Annotated in this window: 16 protein-coding genes; 2 read left to right on the top strand and 14 right to left on the bottom strand. The window is 61.3% G+C overall.

Features of this window, described 5'->3' with window-relative positions:
• Positions 1-48 precede the first annotated feature (48 nt).
• The 12 genes from phnD to phnF all read right to left on the bottom strand — a co-directional run bounded on the left by phnD (position 49) and on the right by phnF (position 9,617).
• Complete coding sequence (gene phnD / locus KOL70_RS07660) at positions 49-978, bottom strand: phosphonate ABC transporter substrate-binding protein (protein ID WP_058771122.1); 930 nt, start codon at positions 976-978, stop codon at positions 49-51.
• 26 nt (positions 979-1,004) lie between these two features.
• The gene (phnC, locus tag KOL70_RS07665; RefSeq protein WP_021509805.1) at positions 1,005-1,832 is read right to left on the bottom strand and encodes a phosphonate ABC transporter ATP-binding protein; all 828 of its coding nucleotides are present in this window, start codon (positions 1,830-1,832) and stop codon (positions 1,005-1,007) included.
• Between the two features lie 80 nt (positions 1,833-1,912).
• Complete coding sequence (gene phnP / locus KOL70_RS07670) at positions 1,913-2,683, bottom strand: phosphonate metabolism protein PhnP (RefSeq protein WP_215480473.1); 771 nt, start codon at positions 2,681-2,683, stop codon at positions 1,913-1,915.
• Positions 2,680-3,216 (bottom strand): ribose 1,5-bisphosphokinase, encoded by a 537-nt coding sequence (gene phnN / locus KOL70_RS07675; RefSeq protein ID WP_104188816.1) that lies wholly within the window; start codon positions 3,214-3,216, stop codon positions 2,680-2,682. The genes phnP and phnN overlap by 4 nt, the downstream gene beginning before the upstream one ends.
• A complete protein-coding gene (gene phnM, locus KOL70_RS07680) occupies positions 3,216-4,352 on the bottom strand; it encodes an alpha-D-ribose 1-methylphosphonate 5-triphosphate diphosphatase (RefSeq protein ID WP_021509802.1) in 1,137 nt (378 codons plus the stop codon). The genes phnN and phnM overlap by 1 nt, the downstream gene beginning before the upstream one ends.
• A complete protein-coding gene (gene phnL / locus KOL70_RS07685) occupies positions 4,349-5,053 on the bottom strand; it encodes a phosphonate C-P lyase system protein PhnL (RefSeq protein WP_021509801.1) in 705 nt (234 codons plus the stop codon). Before phnL ends, phnM begins: the two co-directional genes overlap by 4 nt.
• Before the next feature lie 161 nt (positions 5,054-5,214).
• Positions 5,215-5,976 (bottom strand): phosphonate C-P lyase system protein PhnK, encoded by a 762-nt coding sequence (gene phnK, locus KOL70_RS07690; protein WP_215480474.1) that lies wholly within the window; start codon positions 5,974-5,976, stop codon positions 5,215-5,217.
• Positions 5,966-6,814, bottom strand: a complete 849-nt coding sequence (locus KOL70_RS07695) for an alpha-D-ribose 1-methylphosphonate 5-phosphate C-P-lyase PhnJ (RefSeq protein WP_021509799.1) — start codon at positions 6,812-6,814, stop codon at positions 5,966-5,968. Before KOL70_RS07695 ends, phnK begins: the two co-directional genes overlap by 11 nt.
• Positions 6,807-7,883 carry a carbon-phosphorus lyase complex subunit PhnI gene (locus KOL70_RS07700; protein WP_215480475.1) on the bottom strand — a complete coding sequence of 359 codons (1,077 nt, stop codon included), beginning with the start codon at positions 7,881-7,883 and terminating at the stop codon, positions 6,807-6,809. Before KOL70_RS07700 ends, KOL70_RS07695 begins: the two co-directional genes overlap by 8 nt.
• Entirely contained in the window at positions 7,883-8,458 is a 576-nt protein-coding gene (gene phnH, locus KOL70_RS07705; RefSeq protein WP_058774784.1) for a phosphonate C-P lyase system protein PhnH, read from the bottom strand. Before phnH ends, KOL70_RS07700 begins: the two co-directional genes overlap by 1 nt.
• On the bottom strand, positions 8,455-8,904 hold the full coding sequence (phnG, locus tag KOL70_RS07710; RefSeq protein WP_058757348.1) for a phosphonate C-P lyase system protein PhnG: 450 nt from the start codon (positions 8,902-8,904) through the stop codon (positions 8,455-8,457). The genes phnH and phnG overlap by 4 nt, the downstream gene beginning before the upstream one ends.
• On the bottom strand, positions 8,901-9,617 hold the full coding sequence (gene phnF / locus KOL70_RS07715; RefSeq protein WP_088518068.1) for a phosphonate metabolism transcriptional regulator PhnF: 717 nt from the start codon (positions 9,615-9,617) through the stop codon (positions 8,901-8,903). Before phnF ends, phnG begins: the two co-directional genes overlap by 4 nt.
• 312 nt (positions 9,618-9,929) lie before the next feature.
• Here phnF and KOL70_RS07720 point away from each other — a divergent pair, with 312 nt between their 5' ends.
• Both KOL70_RS07720 and KOL70_RS07725 read left to right on the top strand, forming a co-directional pair.
• Complete coding sequence (locus tag KOL70_RS07720; protein ID WP_215480476.1) at positions 9,930-12,095, top strand: bifunctional diguanylate cyclase/phosphodiesterase; 2,166 nt, start codon at positions 9,930-9,932, stop codon at positions 12,093-12,095.
• A gap of 572 nt (positions 12,096-12,667) precedes the next feature.
• Positions 12,668-13,120 (top strand): transposase, encoded by a 453-nt coding sequence (locus KOL70_RS07725; RefSeq protein WP_104093155.1) that lies wholly within the window; start codon positions 12,668-12,670, stop codon positions 13,118-13,120.
• Between the two features lie 68 nt (positions 13,121-13,188).
• On the opposite strand, the gene KOL70_RS07730 is transcribed toward KOL70_RS07725, so the two are convergent.
• A complete protein-coding gene (locus KOL70_RS07730; protein ID WP_215480477.1) occupies positions 13,189-14,970 on the bottom strand; it encodes a thiamine pyrophosphate-requiring protein in 1,782 nt (593 codons plus the stop codon).
• 126 nt (positions 14,971-15,096) lie between these two features.
• The gene (locus tag KOL70_RS07735) at positions 15,097-15,936 is read right to left on the bottom strand and encodes a GNAT family N-acetyltransferase (RefSeq protein ID WP_104093153.1); all 840 of its coding nucleotides are present in this window, start codon (positions 15,934-15,936) and stop codon (positions 15,097-15,099) included.
• Positions 15,937-15,957 lie beyond the last annotated feature (21 nt).

Raw genomic sequence — 15,957 nt, forward strand, 5'->3', positions numbered from 1 at the left:
CGGGAGAGGGCTGGGGTGAGGGAAATACCGCACAAAGCCACCCGCTCGTTACCCGCGTGCACCCTTCATCAGGTCGCGCTTCATATCGATGATATTCTGGTAATCCGCGACGCTGGCGGCGCCGATGTGCTGGGCACCGCCCACCGCTTTAACAAAGCAGCTGTGATCTTCTTTATCCAGCTTTTTGATCGCGGCCACCACTTTCGCTTTGAAGTCAGCGGGCAGGTTATTACTCACCAGAATCGGGCCGTTAGGAATCAGCGGCGACTGCCAGATGATGCGGATCTGCTTCATCAGATCCGGGTGATCCATACGAATCAGACGACCAAAGGCCCCCGAGGTATAGCCACTGTTGTAATCGCCAATCAGCGACGTCCAGGTCACCGCGCCGTCGAACTGGCCGTTCAGCACGCCGAGGATGTCCTGCTCGTGACCACCGGAAAACGTCACGCTGGAGAAGGTGTTGTTGTACTTATCATCCACCGTACCGCCAAACTCTTTCTTAAAGGCCTGATTCGGCATCAGGAAGCCGGAGGTGGAATCCGGATCGGCCATGCCAAACGATTTACCTTTCAGATCATCCAGCTTCTTATACGGGCTGTCGGCTTTGACGATCACCACCGAGTGGTAGCCTTTCGAGCCATCTTTGTCGTCCACCACGATACCGACGATATCCACGGCCTTCGGGTTTTGCAGATAGACCGAGGCATAAGACGCCGGCGACATGCTCAGCACCATATCGATCTTGTTGCCCAGCAGCCCCTGAATCACGCCGGCATAGTCAGACGAGTTGCGCAGCTGCGTATCCACGCCCAGCTCTTTGTCGAAGAAGGTTTTCACACACTGGTTATCGCCAATCTGCTGGGTGGCGTTCTGCCCGCCCAGAATTCCCAGGTTCAGCTGTTTCGGTGCATCCGCTGCGTTAACGCCAAAAGCCATCAGAGCGCCTGTCAGTAAAGCTAAAGCAGTCAGTTTCATTGTGAGATTTTCTCTTGCCGTGGGAGTTAGTGGAGCTGGTTAATTTCGTCGCCGTACAGCGCATGCAGCAGGCTGTCGGTCAACTGAGCAGGATGGCCGTCAAACAGCACTTTGCCGCGCTGGATGCCGATCACCCGGGTGCAATACTGCTGCACCAGTTCAATCGAGTGCAGGTTGACCATCACGCTGATGCCCTGCTCGCTCACCTGGCGCAGCACATCCATGATGCGTTTGGTATTTTTGGGATCGAGCGAGGCCACCGGCTCGTCGGCCAGCAGGATTTTCGGGCGCTGCATCAGCGCGCGGCAGATGGCGACGCGCTGCATCTGGCCGCCGGACAGATTCTCCGCCCGCTGCAGCGCCTGCGGCAGCATGTTCATCCACTGCAGCAGTTCAATGGCCTGCGCACGGTCGGTGTCGGAGAAGATTTTGAAAAAGGATTTCAGCGTTGAGGTCTGGCTGAGCCGGCCCAGCAGCACGTTGGTCAGCACGTCGAGGCGCGGCACCAGGCAGAAGTCCTGAAAGATCATGCCGCACTCGCTGCGCCATTCGCGCATCTGCCGGCTGTTGAGCGTCACCACATCGCGGTCCGCCTCGCCGTGACGCATGCTGAGAATCGCGCCTTCGCTGCTGGCAATGGTGCCGTTCAGCATATGCAGCAGGGTCGATTTGCCTGCGCCCGAGCGGCCGATTACCGCCACCAGCTCGCCCGCATGCAGATCGAAACTGACATCATCCAGCACGCGGTTATCACCGAAGGCTTTGCACAGCCCCTGCACCGACAGCACCTTGTCGCCATGGCGCTGGGCAGGATGTGCATTGTCGACGACGGTTTTGAGTAGTGCCTGTGCCATGTTGCGCTCCATCTCTTCTGAGGTGTTGATTGCCCGTTATTACGGACACTGGCGATGAAGGTCTGATGACAGAACCATGATTAAACGGTGACAGCGTCGCGCAAACCGACAGCAATCTGCTGGCCATCGAACGGTACGCTGACGTTTTCCGGTAACCCATTGTCCAGCAACCAGTTATCCATCTCATGTGACAGGTGCACCAGCCATGCCTGGCGCGGAGCCAGCCGGGCCACGATGTCCAGTGCGCGGGTAACGTCGTTGTGATTACCCACCGCGGCGCGCGGCGCATCGTTGCAGTCGATCACCAGCTGATCGAGCGGCTGGCCCTGCAGGAAATCGGCGGTGTCCGGCGGCAAACCACAGGTGTCGCACAGCCACGCCAGCCGCGTGCCATGCCAGTCGAACAGGTAGCCGTAAGTCAGCCGCGAATGCTGCAGTGGCAGCGCCGTCACCTGCAGGCTGCCGAAGCTGTGCGCGACAAAAGGCGTCAGCGCCGGGCGAAACGCCAGCAGGCCGGGATGCTTAAACAGATCGTCGCAGCCCTTTTCATCCGGTGGCGCCCACACCGGAATCGACGCGCCCCGGCCCCAGCGCAGACTGAACAGGCCGGCCACGTGATCCATGTGGAAATGCGTCAGCAGAATGCGGCTCAGCTCACCGGGCTGGAAGCGCTGATGCAGATCGGGCAGACCGGCATCGAGCAGGATGCGCTCGCGACCGGTGTCGATCAGCGCGCTGGTGGCGTGACGCGCATAGCGTGGCTGCTGCCGGGCGCGTTCACAGGCGCGACAGTCGCAGCCGAACAGCGGCGCGGCCTGCACGCCGCCCGTACCGAGAAAGGTCAGATTCATGGCGGATGCTCCAGTAACTGGCGCAGCTGATGGAGCGTGTCGATCAGCGCGCCGTCGTTGTTGAGCGCGTGGCAGTGGGCGGGCAGCGGTTCTGCTGCGCGCGCCAGCCGTCGCTGAATGTCGGCTTCACTTTCGCGTCCGCGCTGGCGCAGCCGTGCCGCCAGCACGGCCGGCGAGACCTGCAGTACCAGCGGCAGCAGCTGCTCGCCGTAGTGCTGGCGCACGACTGGCAGATGCAGACGTGAACCGTTGACCAGCACGTTGAGACCGCGCGCCAGCCAGTGGTCAATCTCCTCGCCGAGCGCGTAGCTCAGGCCGTGTGCGCGCCAGCTGATGGCAAACAGGCCGAGCGCTTCACGCCGGCGGAATTCGGCTTCGCTTAGCGCCACGTGGTTTTCACCGCCGGCATCGGCCGGTCGCGTGATATAGCGATGGGCAATCACCAGCTTGTCCGGCGGCGCCTCGCGCAGCGCGTTCAGCAGGCTGTCTTTACCCGAGCCCGAGGGCCCGGTCAGCCAGATGAGGCGCGCCATCAGAACACCAGCCTGCCCTGTGACCAGACGTGGCGAATGTGCACATGACCGTGATCGGTGTGTGCCAGCACCAGATCGGCGCGCAGCCCTTCCGCAATCGTGCCGCGATCGTGCAGGCCAATCGCCTGTGCCGGGTTACGCGTGACCAGCGCCGCCGCCTGCGGTAGCGTCAGCGCATTACGCTCGTCGGCCACCAGGCGGAATACCGCATCCAGCAGGCTGGCCGGATAGTAATCTGACGAGAGGATGTCCAGCAGGCCGTGGCTGGCCAGCTGCCACGCCGCGACATTGCCGGAGTGCGATCCGCCGCGCACGATATTTGGCGCGCCCATCAGCACCCGCATGCCGCAGTCGCGCGAGGCGCGTGCCGCTTCCAGCGTGGTGGGAAACTCGGCAATGGCGCTGCCCACCGCGTGTGACTCCGCGACATGCGCCGCCGTGGCATCATCGTGGCTGGCAACCGGAATACCGCGCGCCTGGCACAGGCCAGCGATGGCGTTGCGGTTCGGCGTGGAGAATTCGGCAGCCAGCGCCAGCTGTTCGCGCTCAAACTGATCCATCTGCTCATCGTTGAGCTGATATTTGCCCTGATAGTAGGTGCGGTACATCTCCAGCGATGCATACTGGCGCTGGCCGGGTGAATGATCCATCAGCGACACCAGCGACAGCTCCGGGGTGCTCATCAGCGCTTCAAACAGCGGCAGCGTGGTGTGGTGCGGCAGCTCACAGCGCAGGTGCAGCTGGTGGTCGGCGCGGTTGATGCCCTTGCGGTTGCTGTCCTGAATCGCCGTAATCATTTTGCTCAGGTTTTCGAGGCGATGACCGCCGTCGCGCACGTCACCGACGCCGATGGCGTCCAGCACCGTAGTGATGCCGCTGGCGACCATCAGTGCATCGTGACTGCTCATCGCCGAATGCGCCGGCCAGTCGACTTTGGGCCGTGGCGTAAAGAATTTATCGAGATTGTCGGTATGCAGTTCGACCAGCCCCGGCAGCAAAAACGCGTTTCCGCCGTCCAGCGCGCCCGGCTGCTGACTGCCGCTGTCGCTGAAGCTGGCGATCCGGCCACCGCGCATCTCCAGCGATCCGCTGACGACCTCATTTTCCAGCACCAGCCGGACATTATTCACGATCATGCCTGTTCTCCTGTGTGCAGCGGCTGCATGACGTGCAGGCGGTCGGCCACCCGGGCGCGCACCGCTTCGTCATGGAAAATACCTACGATAGCGGCCCCGCGGGCGCGCGCCTGTTCAATCAGCTCCACCACCGCCGCGCTGTTAGCGCTGTCGAGTGACGCTGTGGGTTCATCCAGCAGCAGCACCGGATAGTCAGCGATAAAGCCGCGTGCGATGTTGACGCGCTGCTGTTCCCCGCCGGAGAAGGTCGAGGGGGCCAGCGACCACAGGCGCTGCGGCACGTTAAGACGCGTCAGCAGTTCGCGGGCGCGCTGTTCACAGCGGGCGCGTTCGACGCCGCGCTCCAGCAGCGGCTGCATGACAATCTCCAGCGTCGGTACGCGCGGAATCACGCGCAGAAACTGGCTGACCCAGCCGACGGTGTCACGGCGGATCGCCAGCATCTGACGCGCCGGTGCCTGTGCCAGATCGACCCACTGGCCGTGATGCTGCAGCCAGATGTGACCGCTGTTGGCCTGATAGTTACCGTACAGCGCACGCAGCAGCGTGGATTTACCGCTGCCGGAGCGCCCGTGCAGCACCACGCATTCGCCGGCGGCCACTTCAAGGCTGGCGTGCTGCAGCACCGGCAGCTCGGCGCTGTTCTGGTTGTGCAGCACAAAGGTTTTGCTGAGATTCTCTACGCGCAAAATGGGTTGCATGTTGATGTCCTGAATGTTTTGACCACTGATCCCCGCAGCACGGTCGCCATACGGGTGACAGACCTGTAGGGTGCGCATTAATGCGCACCGCCAGCGCCGCACGGTCGCCATGCGGGTGACAGCCCTGTAGGGTGCGCATTAATGCGCACTGCCAGTGTGTACTATGCCAGCACCGATGAAACCAGCAGCTGGGTGTACGGATGGTGCGGATCGTCAAGTACCCGGTCGGTGAGCCCGCTCTCCACCACTTTGCCCTGCTTCATTACCAGCAGGCGGTGCGCCAGCAGACGCGCGACGCCCAGATCGTGGGTGACGATAATCACCGCCAGATTCAGTTCGCGTACCAGCGTGCGCAGCAGATCCAGCAGGCGCGCCTGCACCGAGACATCCAGCCCGCCGGTCGGCTCATCCATAAACACCAGCGTCGGCTGCGTCACCAGGTTGCGCGCAATCTGCAAACGCTGCTGCATGCCGCCGGAAAAGGTGGTGGGCAGATCGTCGATGCGGTTGGCCGGGATCTCAACGTCCTGCAGCCAGCGCAGCGCCTCGTTGCGGATGTCGCCATAATGCCGCTGTCCAATCGCCATCAGGCGTTCGCCGATGTTGCCGCCCGCCGTCACCTGCGGACGCAGCCCGTCCAGCGGATGCTGATGCACCACGCCCCACTCGGTGCGCAGCAGCCGGCGACGATCGCTCTCGCTCAGCTGATACAGATCGCGGCCGCGATAAAGAATGTTGCCCTGCTGGGGTGCCAGACGCGCCGACAGGCTGCGCAGCAGCGTGGTTTTCCCCGAGCCGGATTCACCGACAATCCCCAGCACCTCTCCGGGATAGAGCGCAAAACTGACGTCTTCAAAACCTTTGCCCGGCGCGTAGAGGTGCGTAAGGTTATTGACCGCGAGCAGCGGCTGTTCACTGTGCATGCTGTTGTTCCTGCTGCTGGTGGCAAAAATCGGTATCGGAGCAGACAAACATGCGCGTACCGGCATCATCCATCACCACTTCGTCGAGATAGCTGTGGCGCGAACCGCACAGCGCACAGGGTTGTTCCCAGCTCTGCACGCTGAACGGGTGATCGTCGAAATCAAGACTTTCCACTTTGGTGTAGGGCGGCAGCGCATAAATGCGTTTTTCACGTCCGGCACCAAACAGCTGCAGTGCCGGCATCATGTGCATCTTCGGGTTGTCGAATTTGGGAATCGGCGACGGATCCATCACGTAGCGATCGTTAACCTTCACCGGATAGGCATAGGTGGTGGCGATATGGCCGTAGCGGGCAATATCTTCATACAGCTTGACCTGCATGATGCCGTACTCCTCCAGCGCGTGCATGGTGCGGGTTTCCGTCTCACGCGGCTCAATAAAGCGCAGCGGCTCCGGGATCGGCACCTGGAAAATCAGCACCTGATCCTCTTCAAGCGGCGTCTCCGGAATGCGGTGCCGCGTCTGGATCAGCGTGGCGTCTTTGGTGGCTTCGGTGGTTGCCGCCCCGCTGACACGCTGGAAGAAGCGCCGGATAGAGACCGCGTTGGTGGTGTCATCCGCGCCCTGATCGATCACTTTCAGCACGTCGCTGTCGCCTATAATGCTGGCGGTGATCTGGATGCCGCCAGTGCCCCAGCCATACGGCATCGGCATTTCGCGGCCGGCAAACGGCACCTGATAGCCAGGGATCGCGACCGCTTTCAGAATGGCGCGGCGGATGGTGCGTTTGGTCTGCTCATCCAGGTAGCCGTTGTTGTAGCCGGTTAACTCACTCATCATTCTGCTCCTGATGCTGTTGGCGCAGCCGCTGCAGCAGCTCCAGCTCCGCCTGGAAATCCACGTAGTGCGGCAGTTTCAGGTGCGAGACAAAGCCGGCGGCTTCGACGTTATCGGCGTGCGACAGTACGAACTCTTCGTCCTGCGCCGGCCCGGCAATGCGCTCCTGATACTCGGATGCCTGCAGCGCACGGTCCACCAGCGCCATCGCCATCGCCTTGCGCTCTGCGCGCCCGAACACCAGGCCGTAGCCGCGGGTAAAATGCGGCGCGCTGTCGCCCTGGGTGGTGAAGCCGTTGACCATTTCGCATTCGGTCAGCAGGATCTCGCCGATTTCAATCTCAAAACCCAGCTCTTCGGGGCAGATCGACACGCTGAGATAGCCGGTGCGGATTTCACCGGCAAACGGATGGTTGCGGCCATAGCCGCGCTGGGTCGAATAGCCAAGCGCCAGCAGAAACCCCTCGTCGCCGCGCACCAGTTGCTGTAAGCGGGCAGCGCGTGACGCCGGATAACCGGGCGGCTGGCGCGTGATGTCGCACGGCTCGCTGCCGTCATCCTCTTCACGCGCTGCCAGCCCTTCACGCGTCATCATGCTGAATACGTGCGGACAGCGCTGCGCCAGCGCCTGATCGTCACGCGCGGCGGCCGGCGTTTCGCCGTTGGCCAGCAGGGTAAAATCCAGCAGGCGGTGGCTGTAGTCATAGGTCGGGCCCAGCACCTGGCCACCGGGCAGATCTTTGTAAACTGCCGAGATGCGGCGCTCGATGCGCATTTCCGCGGTTTCCAGCGCCAGGCTGTCCGCGAGGCGCGGCAGCGTGGTGCGGTAGGCGCGCAGCAGGAAAATCGCCTCGACCAAATCACCACTGGCCTGTTTGATGGCTAAGGCCGCCAGCTGTGTGTCATAGATGCCGCCTTCGGTCATCACCCGGTCCACCGCCAGCCCCAGCTGTTGCGCCACCTGGTCGCAGCCCAGCTCCGCGACGCTGCGGTCGCCACGGCGCAGATCGGCCTGTAGCTGATGGGCGCTGGCAATCGCCTTTTCGCCCCCTTTCACGGCTACGTACATCAGCACACCTCCACGTCGGTGGTGCGTGGCAGCGCCATCATCGCTTCACCGCAGGTGAAAATCAGATCTACCCCCTGCGGGAACGGATGCGGGCGCTCACGCAGATAGGTCAGAATGGCGGCCGGCAGTTGCGGCGCGATGGCGCGCGGCTCACGCAGGCCGGGCCCGGAGAGGCGCAGCGTCAGCCCGCCGTTGAGCGACGGCACTTCGACAATCAGCGTGGTGCTCTTCTCAGGGGACAGATTGTCACCGGCGGCGAAGCAGGCGGGATCGGGATTGGCCGCCGCGTGGGTCAGCGCAAACGGGGCATCGCGCTCATCGACAATCGGTACGCCGGTGTGAAAGCGCAGGTTGCTGCGCAGGATATCGCTGTCCACGCGGCGATCCAGCCACAGCGCGCTCTCCTGATCGACCAGCGTCAGCAGCACCGCCGTTGCTGCCGGGGAGAGATCGCCCCAGCCCTGCGCCAGCGGCAGCGAGACCATCACGCCCGGCTCGCTCATCGCTTTGAGAATGCGGCGGAAGGCGCGCTGGGCGTCGGCAACCGGATGGTTAAAACTTGCCAGTAATGTCATTCGTTATCTCCGCGAACCAGCGTAAAGAAATCCACTTTGGAGCTGGCGATTTCCCGCGCGCGCAGCTGGCGCTGCTCTTCACGCAGTGCCGCCAGCGGGGCAATAATTTTTTCCTGCAGCAGCGCCTGGGTTTCCGGCTGTTGCAGCAGCGCATCAATCAGCGCGCAGCGTTCGGCATGCGCCTTATCGCGCCCCAGCACATAGCTAAAACCCAGCGTGCCGTCGTGCAGTCTGATCACCGCGCGGGTGACGGTGGCATCGCCCATGACGAAGCGTTTCCCGCTGCCGCCCATGCGCGCCTGCAGACGGGTTAAACCGGTTTCCGCCGGGCGCAGGCGCTCGAAGGCGGGTGTAAGCTGTAGCGACTGCCAGTGGCTGGCCAGCGCGCTGGCTTCACTGTGCGCCAGCACCGAAAGCCAGTGCTGACGGGCGGTTTGCTGTTTCATTGGTGCTCCAGGGTGAGTTCAATCATGTCGCCACGCGTCAGGCTGACGGAGTACTCCGCCACCTGACCGTCCGGCTGTGTATTCAGGGTGCGCACGCACAGCAGCGGCGCGTGCAGCGTAATCTCCAGCTGTTTGCACTCTTTGGCCTGTGCGCGGCGGGTACTGATGCGGGTCTGACGGCGACTCAGCTGCAGGCCGAGCTGCTGCTGCATGAAGTCGTGCAGGGAACCGTGCTGGAACGTCTGCAGCGCCGGCCACCAGCGCAGGTCGGCCAGATAGTGATTGATCACGCACACCGGCACGCCGTTGACGCGGCGCAGGGTGCGTAAGTGAATGACGCTGGCACCCTCGTCACTGCCCAGCGCGGCGGCCACGTCACTGCTGGCTGGACGCAGTACCGCCAGCAGCCGTTCGCTGGTGGGATGACTGCCCTGCTCCAGCAGGTTCTGGCTAAAGCGCGCCTGGGCATGCAGCGGGTAGTCGTACGGGCGCATCAGCACCAGGATGCCGACGCCATGGCGCCGCTGCAGCAGGCCTTTGTTCACCAGCTCATCTACCGCCCGGCGCAGCGTGTGGCGATTGACGGCATAGTGATCGGCCAGCTGCTGTTCAGACGGCAGATAATCGCCGCAGCGATAGCGCTCCTGCAGCGCCTGCTCCAGCTGGGCGGCAACCGCCTGATAGACAGTGGTCGGATGTCTGGATATCTCCATCACGCTCAATACCTCATTCGCTTCAGGTTGAGGGGCGCAGCGGAAGAGGCTGCGGAATGGCGACTACAGTGCGGGAGACAGATGACAGTGCCGTGACGGCTCAGTGACGTGCGGATGAATTTGCTTTAAGGCAGCAGGATGGCAGCCAGACGGCAACCAATTCAATAAAATCCACTTAACTGTTACCTTTGTGACTATGCGCAAAAAAATCGCCTGCAGTTTCACGCCTTTAACGCTTCCCTTACCTGATGCAGGCTGCGTAAATTCTGCTAATTTAATCAGTAAGCCCTGCCCGGAGCGCGAAACCTTAAAATGATAAACACCTTCAAACTTTCGCACGGTTTTCGCCGCAATTTTTTGCGCGAAGTGATCCTGCCGCTGGTGGCGATTTTACTGCTGACTTTTCTCGGTGCCGGTTTCGGCCTGTTCTGGAGCACCTCGGCCACCAACCATGAGGCGCGCGAGCAGCAGCAGCGGATGATCGTCGCCTCGTTCAATCAGAGTCTGAGTGAACATCTGCGCCAGCTGCGCAGCCTGACACGCTGGTCCCCGCTCGCCGATCAACTGGCGCAGCCGCAGCCGGACAGCGACTGGCTGAATCAAAACGTCGGTAGCTGGCTGTACGATATGTTTGATCATCAGCTGATTGTGCTGCTTGACCGCACCAATCAGCCGACCGCCGTGTGGCGCAACGGCCAGCCGGTGGCGGATCTGCGCATCGGCCCGTATCTGCGCGATCTGTTGCAGACGCCACTGGTGCAAAGCAGTGATGAGGTACCCGGTCCGGCCGACCGCGCGGATTTTGTGCGCATCGGCCAGCGTGCGGCAGCGCTGGCGGTGGGCGATATCAGCAGCACGCGCGAGGCCGGGCGCTACCGGCTGGTGAGTATTAAGTTTCTTGATGATGGCTATCTGCGCAACCTGTCTGAACGCAGCCAGCTGCGGCAGCTCTTTTTTAGCGATGGCGTACCGCAGAACGAACACAAAGCGCGCTATCCGCTGACCTCGCGTCAGGGCGATATCGTCGGCTACCTCAGCTGGGATCCGGACAAGCCGGGCGCGCAGATGTTGCGTACCCTCGGCCCTTCCACGCTGATTTCGGTGCTGCTGATCACCCTGCTGTGTCTGTTTATGGTGCGGCGCATCTGGACTTCCTCGCTCGATTTATCGCAGTCGCTGCTGAAGCTCGGGGCCAGCGAGGCGCAGGCGCAGCATCTGGCGTTTCACGATGTGCTGACCGGGCTGCCGAACCGGGCGCTGGTTGAAGATCGGCTGACTCAGGCACTGGCCGCCGCGACCCGTCACGACCAGCGCGTGGCGTTGCTGCTGCTGGATCTGGATCGCTTCAAAATCATTAACGATACCTGGGGCCATCACGCCGGCGATGACCTGATTATCGAGGTGGCGCGCCGCCTGAGTCACCTGGTGCGCGCCAGCGATACCGTCGGGCGTATTGGCGGCGATGAATTTATCATCGTGATGCCGGAGGTTGAGAATATCGGTCAGGTGCAGGCGCTGGCGCAGCGCATCATCGCCGCGCTGGGCGAGCCGTATCAGCTGGTGGGCAACGAGCTATGGGTTGGCGTCAGCATTGGCCTGGCGCTGGCACCCCGCGATGGCATTGACCGGCTGGAGCTGATGCGCAAAGCCGACATAGCGCTATACGAGGCGAAAAATGGCGGACGCGGTCAGTATCGCCAGTTTGAAAAGGTGATGGATGAATCGCTGCGCACGCGCCAGCAGATAGCGGCGGATCTGCGTCAGGCGCTGGTTAATTACGACGGTCTGGCGGTGTGGTATCAGCCGCTGATGGAGATCAGCGGCCAGCAGATTGTCGGACTGGAAGCGCTGCTGCGCTGGCATCATCCGCAGCGCGGCGATGTGTCGCCTGCCGACTTTATCGCCATCGCCGAAGAGACCGGCATGATTATTCCGCTGGGCGAATGGGTGCTGCGCGATGCCTGCAAAACCGCCCTGAAGTTACCGCAGGTGATTGTGGCGGTGAACGTTTCGCCGGTGCAGTTCCGCGCCAGCGGGTTTGTCGAACGCATGATTGAGATTGTGCAGTCGGAAGGTGCCGATCCGCAGCGGCTGGAGCTGGAAATCACCGAAGGCGTGTTGATTGAGGATGAACACGAAGCGCGCAACAGTATCATCGCGCTGCGCGACGCCGGGTTCCGTATCGCGCTGGATGATTTCGGCACCGGTTATTCGAGCCTGAATTATCTCAGCACGTTTCCGGTCGACAAGATTAAAATCGACCGGTCGTTTACCCAGTCGCTGGGCATGGCGGAGAACTCCACCGCAATTGTTGAATCCGTGGTGCGCCTCGGCCACGCCATGGGCCTGACCGTCACCGCCGAAGGCGTCGAAACCGAGGGCCAGAAAAACGCGCTGGCCGATGCCGGGTGTAATGAACTGCAGGGATATTTGTTCAGCCGGGCGGTGCCGTTGAGCGAGATTGAGCGGATGGTGTGAGGGGAGTACGGCGTTCAATTCGTTTGTTTTTGTCCTGGTGCGCATAAATGCGCACCCTACAAAATCTTGTACCGTCCTGTGGGTTTGCCATTTACGGCGACCAAACACAACCCCGCGCCGTTCGATGGGGTCGCCATTTATGACGACCTGGTAAAAACCCGCACTCATCTAAAATTATCCTGGTGCGCATAAATGCGCACCCTACAAAACCTTGTACCGTCCTGTGGGTTTGCCATTTACGGCGACCAAATAAAACCCTGCGCCGTTCGATGGGGTCGCCATTTATGACGACCTGGTAAAAACCCGCACTCATCTAAAATTATCCTGGTGCGCATAAATGCGCACCCTACAAAACCTTTTACCGTCCTGTGGTTTTGCCATTTACGACGACCAAACACAATCCCTACCCTGTAGGGTCGCCATTTATGGCGACCTGGTAAAAACCCGCACTCATCTAAAAATAACCCATTCATCGCACTCTGAATATCTGGAATGTAACTCCCAACGTTCCCCTCTTCTAATGGCTTTCCGCAAATAAAAGGAGCACATTCTTTTTGCACAAGGAGGTCATAATGAAAAATCGCCAATATCCCCGCCTGAAGCATTATAATTATCGTTCGGCAGGCGCCTATTTTTTAACGCTGGTGTGTCATCAGCGTCGCTCCTTATTTGGCGATATACATCATGGCATAATGATAGCCTCGCCTTTAGGGAATATCGTTATCTCCGCCTGGAACGAGGTTCCGCGCCGGACGCGTTTCGCCACGCTTGATACATTTGCGCTGATGCCCAATCACTTCCATGCCATCCTGTGGTTACAGGAACGTAATGAACGATCCATCAATCAAATAATTAATTTGTTTAAAGGCGGCGTCACGCGCCAGGCAGGGTATCAAATCTGGCAACGCAGCTTCTACGATCGCGTTATCCGCAATGAAAACGAATTACTGCATATACGGCAATATATTATAGATAATGCAAAACAGTGGGAATCAGACCGATTGTATATTTCAGGTGCGCATTAACGCGCACCCTACAGTGAAACAGTAAATATGTAGCCCGGCGTTATCCCGGGCATAAACAGGACAGCGCGCTAACCCTTGCTGTGCAGCAACTGGCTGGCGGTGTCGCTAATCACCTGCGCCATGCCGCGGTCGCCCTTCGCCATTGACGACATAAAAGCTTTGGCCTGCTTAAGTGTGATATGCGGCGGCAGCGGGGCCACTTCCGGATCGGTTTTCACCTCCAGCACTACCGGTCGGGTGGCGCTGAGCGCCTGCTGCCACGCCGCCGCCAGATCCTCCGGCCGGTCGACATAGATGCCCTGCAAACCGAGGCTGTCGGCAAAGCGCGCATACTGCACATCCGGCAGCTGCTGCGAAGCTTCAAAGCGTGGATTGCCTTCCATTACCCGCTGTTCCCAGGTGACCTGATTGAGATCCTGATTATTGAACACGCAGACAATCAGGCGCGGATCGGCCCACTGCTGCCAGTATTTCTGAATGGTGATCAGCTCGGCCAGGTTGTTCATCTGCATCGCCCCGTCGCCCACCAGCGCCACCACTGGCTGAGTGGGAAAGGCAAATTTCGCGGCGATGGCAAACGGGACGGCGGCCCCCATACAAGCCAGCCCACCCGACAGCGTGGCGCGCTGGCCCTGCTTCACCCGATAATCGCGCGCAAACCAGTTGGCGCAGGAGCCCGAGTCCGAGGTGACAATAGCATCTTCCGGCAGCTGCGGGGACATCTCCCACACCACGCGCTGCGGATTGACCGGGTTGGCGGGCGCCATGGCGCGCTGTTCCATCAACGCCCACCAGTCGCGCACCTGCACCGCGATCGCCTCCTGCCAGTGGCGATCCGCTTTATGGGTCAGTAACGGTAACAGCGCGCGCAGGGTCTCTGCCGCGTCGCCGTGCAGGTTGACCTCGCACGGATAGCGCAGCCCCAGCATCGCCGGATCGATATCGATTTGTACCGCGCGCACTTTGCCTTCCGGCGGCAGAAATTCGGTCCACGGAAAACCGCTGCCAATCATCAGTAAAGTGTCGCAGTTCTGCATCAGCTCCCACGACGGTTTGGTACCGAGCAGGCCGATCGAACCGGTGACGAAAGGCGCATCGTCCGGCAGCACGTCTTTGCCCAGCAGCGCTTTGGCCACGCCCGCGCCGAGCACATTGGCAATCTGCACCACTTCAACCGCAGCACCGCGCGCACCAGCACCAATCAGTACCGCAACTTTTTTGCCGGCGTTAAGTACCTCAGCGGCACGGCGCAAATCCTCGTCGTAGGGCACAATCTTCGGCCGCTGATAGCCCGGCCCGGAATGGGTAAATCCGTGCGCATGCTGCGGTGGCTGCCAGTTCTCATCCTGCAGATCTTTCGGCAGGATGATCACCGCGACGCCGTTCTGCGCTTTGGCAATGCGCACGCCGCGATCGATCAGATGCTGAACCTGCGCCGGGGCTGCCGCTTCCTGCACAAAGTTCGCCACATCGGCGAAGATGCGGTCTAAATTCATCTCCTGCTGGTAGCTGGCACCGCGCGCGGTGGTTTCCGCCTGGCCAGCAATCGCCAGCACCGGCGCGTGATCCATTTTGGCATCATACAGGCCGGTCAGCAGATGGGTGGCACCGGGGCCGCCGGTCGACAGACAGACGCCGAGCTCACCGGTAAATTTGGCGTGACCGGCAGCCATAAAAGCCGCCATCTCTTCATGTCGCACCTGAATAAATTCGATGCCTGCACCGGCTTTATTGGCCCGCTGGATAGCGCCCAGCACGCCGTTGATGCCATCGCCCGGATAGCCATAAATGCGCGTGACGCCCCATGCCTGCAGGCGTTCAACAAAGAAATCGCTGGTTTTCTTGCTCATGACGGGCTCTCCCTTAGACGTTTGCAATAAACGTTAAGGGTAGCCGACGAAATGGAATGTGACAGATTACGCCTGTTCGGCGACGTTCGCCGCGTCTGGCTTAGAAATCACCGCCGTTACGCTTAGTTAACCCAGCGCAGGCGAGGCCAGCGCAAAGGTCTGAGGCCCGTTCGGTGCCGCCCGCCACGCTGTGCCGTGTACCATCGCGAAAGGCGCATCGACCTGCGCCAGCCCAAGGTTGAGCAGCCACGCGCCGAGCCGGGCATCGGGCGTGTCCAGCCGGACAAACTGCTGCGTCAGATCCTGCATCAGCTGCGACACCAGCGCCTGCGCCGCCGCAACATCGTCAGCAATCACCGGGCCGATGGTCCAGCCGTGCCCAAAGCGGCGGCGACTGGCAAACCCCTGCAACCTGCCCTGTGCATCCTGCAGCACCACGCTTTGCGCCAGCAGCTGCTGGTGCAGACGCGTTCGCCGCAGCCCGTTCGCCTGATAATCCAGTGCGTCGATGGCGGCGGCATCCGCCTCAACGGCCGGCCGCAGCGTCAGGCCATCCGGTACGATTACCGCAGGCTGCTGCGCCAGCGCGCGCGTCTGGTGCTGCGCCACGCGATCGCAGGCCTGGAAGCCGAGCTTCTCATACAGCACCTGCCCCATATCGGTGGCGTGCAGCCGCACGTTGCAGCCGGAGAATTTTTCCAGCATTGCCTGCATCACCTGGCGGCCAATACCGCGTCCGCGCGCCTGTTCGCTCACAATCACCAGACCAATAGTGGCGGCATCCGCTCCCCAGCGCCAGCCAATCGCCCCGCCGAGATAGTCGCCCTGCGCCTCAACCACCACGCCTTCACCCAGGGCGATGAGCTGCTGCCAGTCTTCGCGGCGGTGCGCCCAGCCCAGTTGCTGAGTCAGGCGATAACCCGCTTCGGCGTCCGCGAGGGTCATGGCGCGCAATATCGTATTCATTCTGTTCTCCCTGAGAGGCGT

This window comes from Pantoea sp. B270 (assembly GCF_018726825.1).
Classification (GTDB): Bacteria; Pseudomonadota; Gammaproteobacteria; order Enterobacterales; family Enterobacteriaceae; genus Pantoea; species Pantoea dispersa.

Coding starts and splice junctions, on each gene's coding strand:
- phnG (WP_058757348.1), bottom strand. CDS start 8,904: ATGAAACAGCAAACCGCCCGTCAGCACTGGCTTTCGGTGCTGGCGCAC.
- phnM (WP_021509802.1), bottom strand. CDS start 4,352: ATGATCGTGAATAATGTCCGGCTGGTGCTGGAAAATGAGGTCGTCAGC.
- KOL70_RS07725 (WP_104093155.1), top strand. CDS start 12,668: ATGAAAAATCGCCAATATCCCCGCCTGAAGCATTATAATTATCGTTCG.
- phnH (WP_058774784.1), bottom strand. CDS start 8,458: ATGACATTACTGGCAAGTTTTAACCATCCGGTTGCCGACGCCCAGCGC.
- phnK (WP_215480474.1), bottom strand. CDS start 5,976: ATGCACAGTGAACAGCCGCTGCTCGCGGTCAATAACCTTACGCACCTC.
- phnF (WP_088518068.1), bottom strand. CDS start 9,617: ATGGAGATATCCAGACATCCGACCACTGTCTATCAGGCGGTTGCCGCC.
- KOL70_RS07700 (WP_215480475.1), bottom strand. CDS start 7,883: ATGTACGTAGCCGTGAAAGGGGGCGAAAAGGCGATTGCCAGCGCCCAT.
- KOL70_RS07720 (WP_215480476.1), top strand. CDS start 9,930: ATGATAAACACCTTCAAACTTTCGCACGGTTTTCGCCGCAATTTTTTG.
- KOL70_RS07695 (WP_021509799.1), bottom strand. CDS start 6,814: ATGAGTGAGTTAACCGGCTACAACAACGGCTACCTGGATGAGCAGACC.
- KOL70_RS07735 (WP_104093153.1), bottom strand. CDS start 15,936: ATGAATACGATATTGCGCGCCATGACCCTCGCGGACGCCGAAGCGGGT.
- phnN (WP_104188816.1), bottom strand. CDS start 3,216: ATGGCGCGCCTCATCTGGCTGACCGGGCCCTCGGGCTCGGGTAAAGAC.
- phnC (WP_021509805.1), bottom strand. CDS start 1,832: ATGGCACAGGCACTACTCAAAACCGTCGTCGACAATGCACATCCTGCC.
- phnP (WP_215480473.1), bottom strand. CDS start 2,683: ATGAATCTGACCTTTCTCGGTACGGGCGGCGTGCAGGCCGCGCCGCTG.
- phnD (WP_058771122.1), bottom strand. CDS start 978: ATGAAACTGACTGCTTTAGCTTTACTGACAGGCGCTCTGATGGCTTTT.
- phnL (WP_021509801.1), bottom strand. CDS start 5,053: ATGCAACCCATTTTGCGCGTAGAGAATCTCAGCAAAACCTTTGTGCTG.
- KOL70_RS07730 (WP_215480477.1), bottom strand. CDS start 14,970: ATGAGCAAGAAAACCAGCGATTTCTTTGTTGAACGCCTGCAGGCATGG.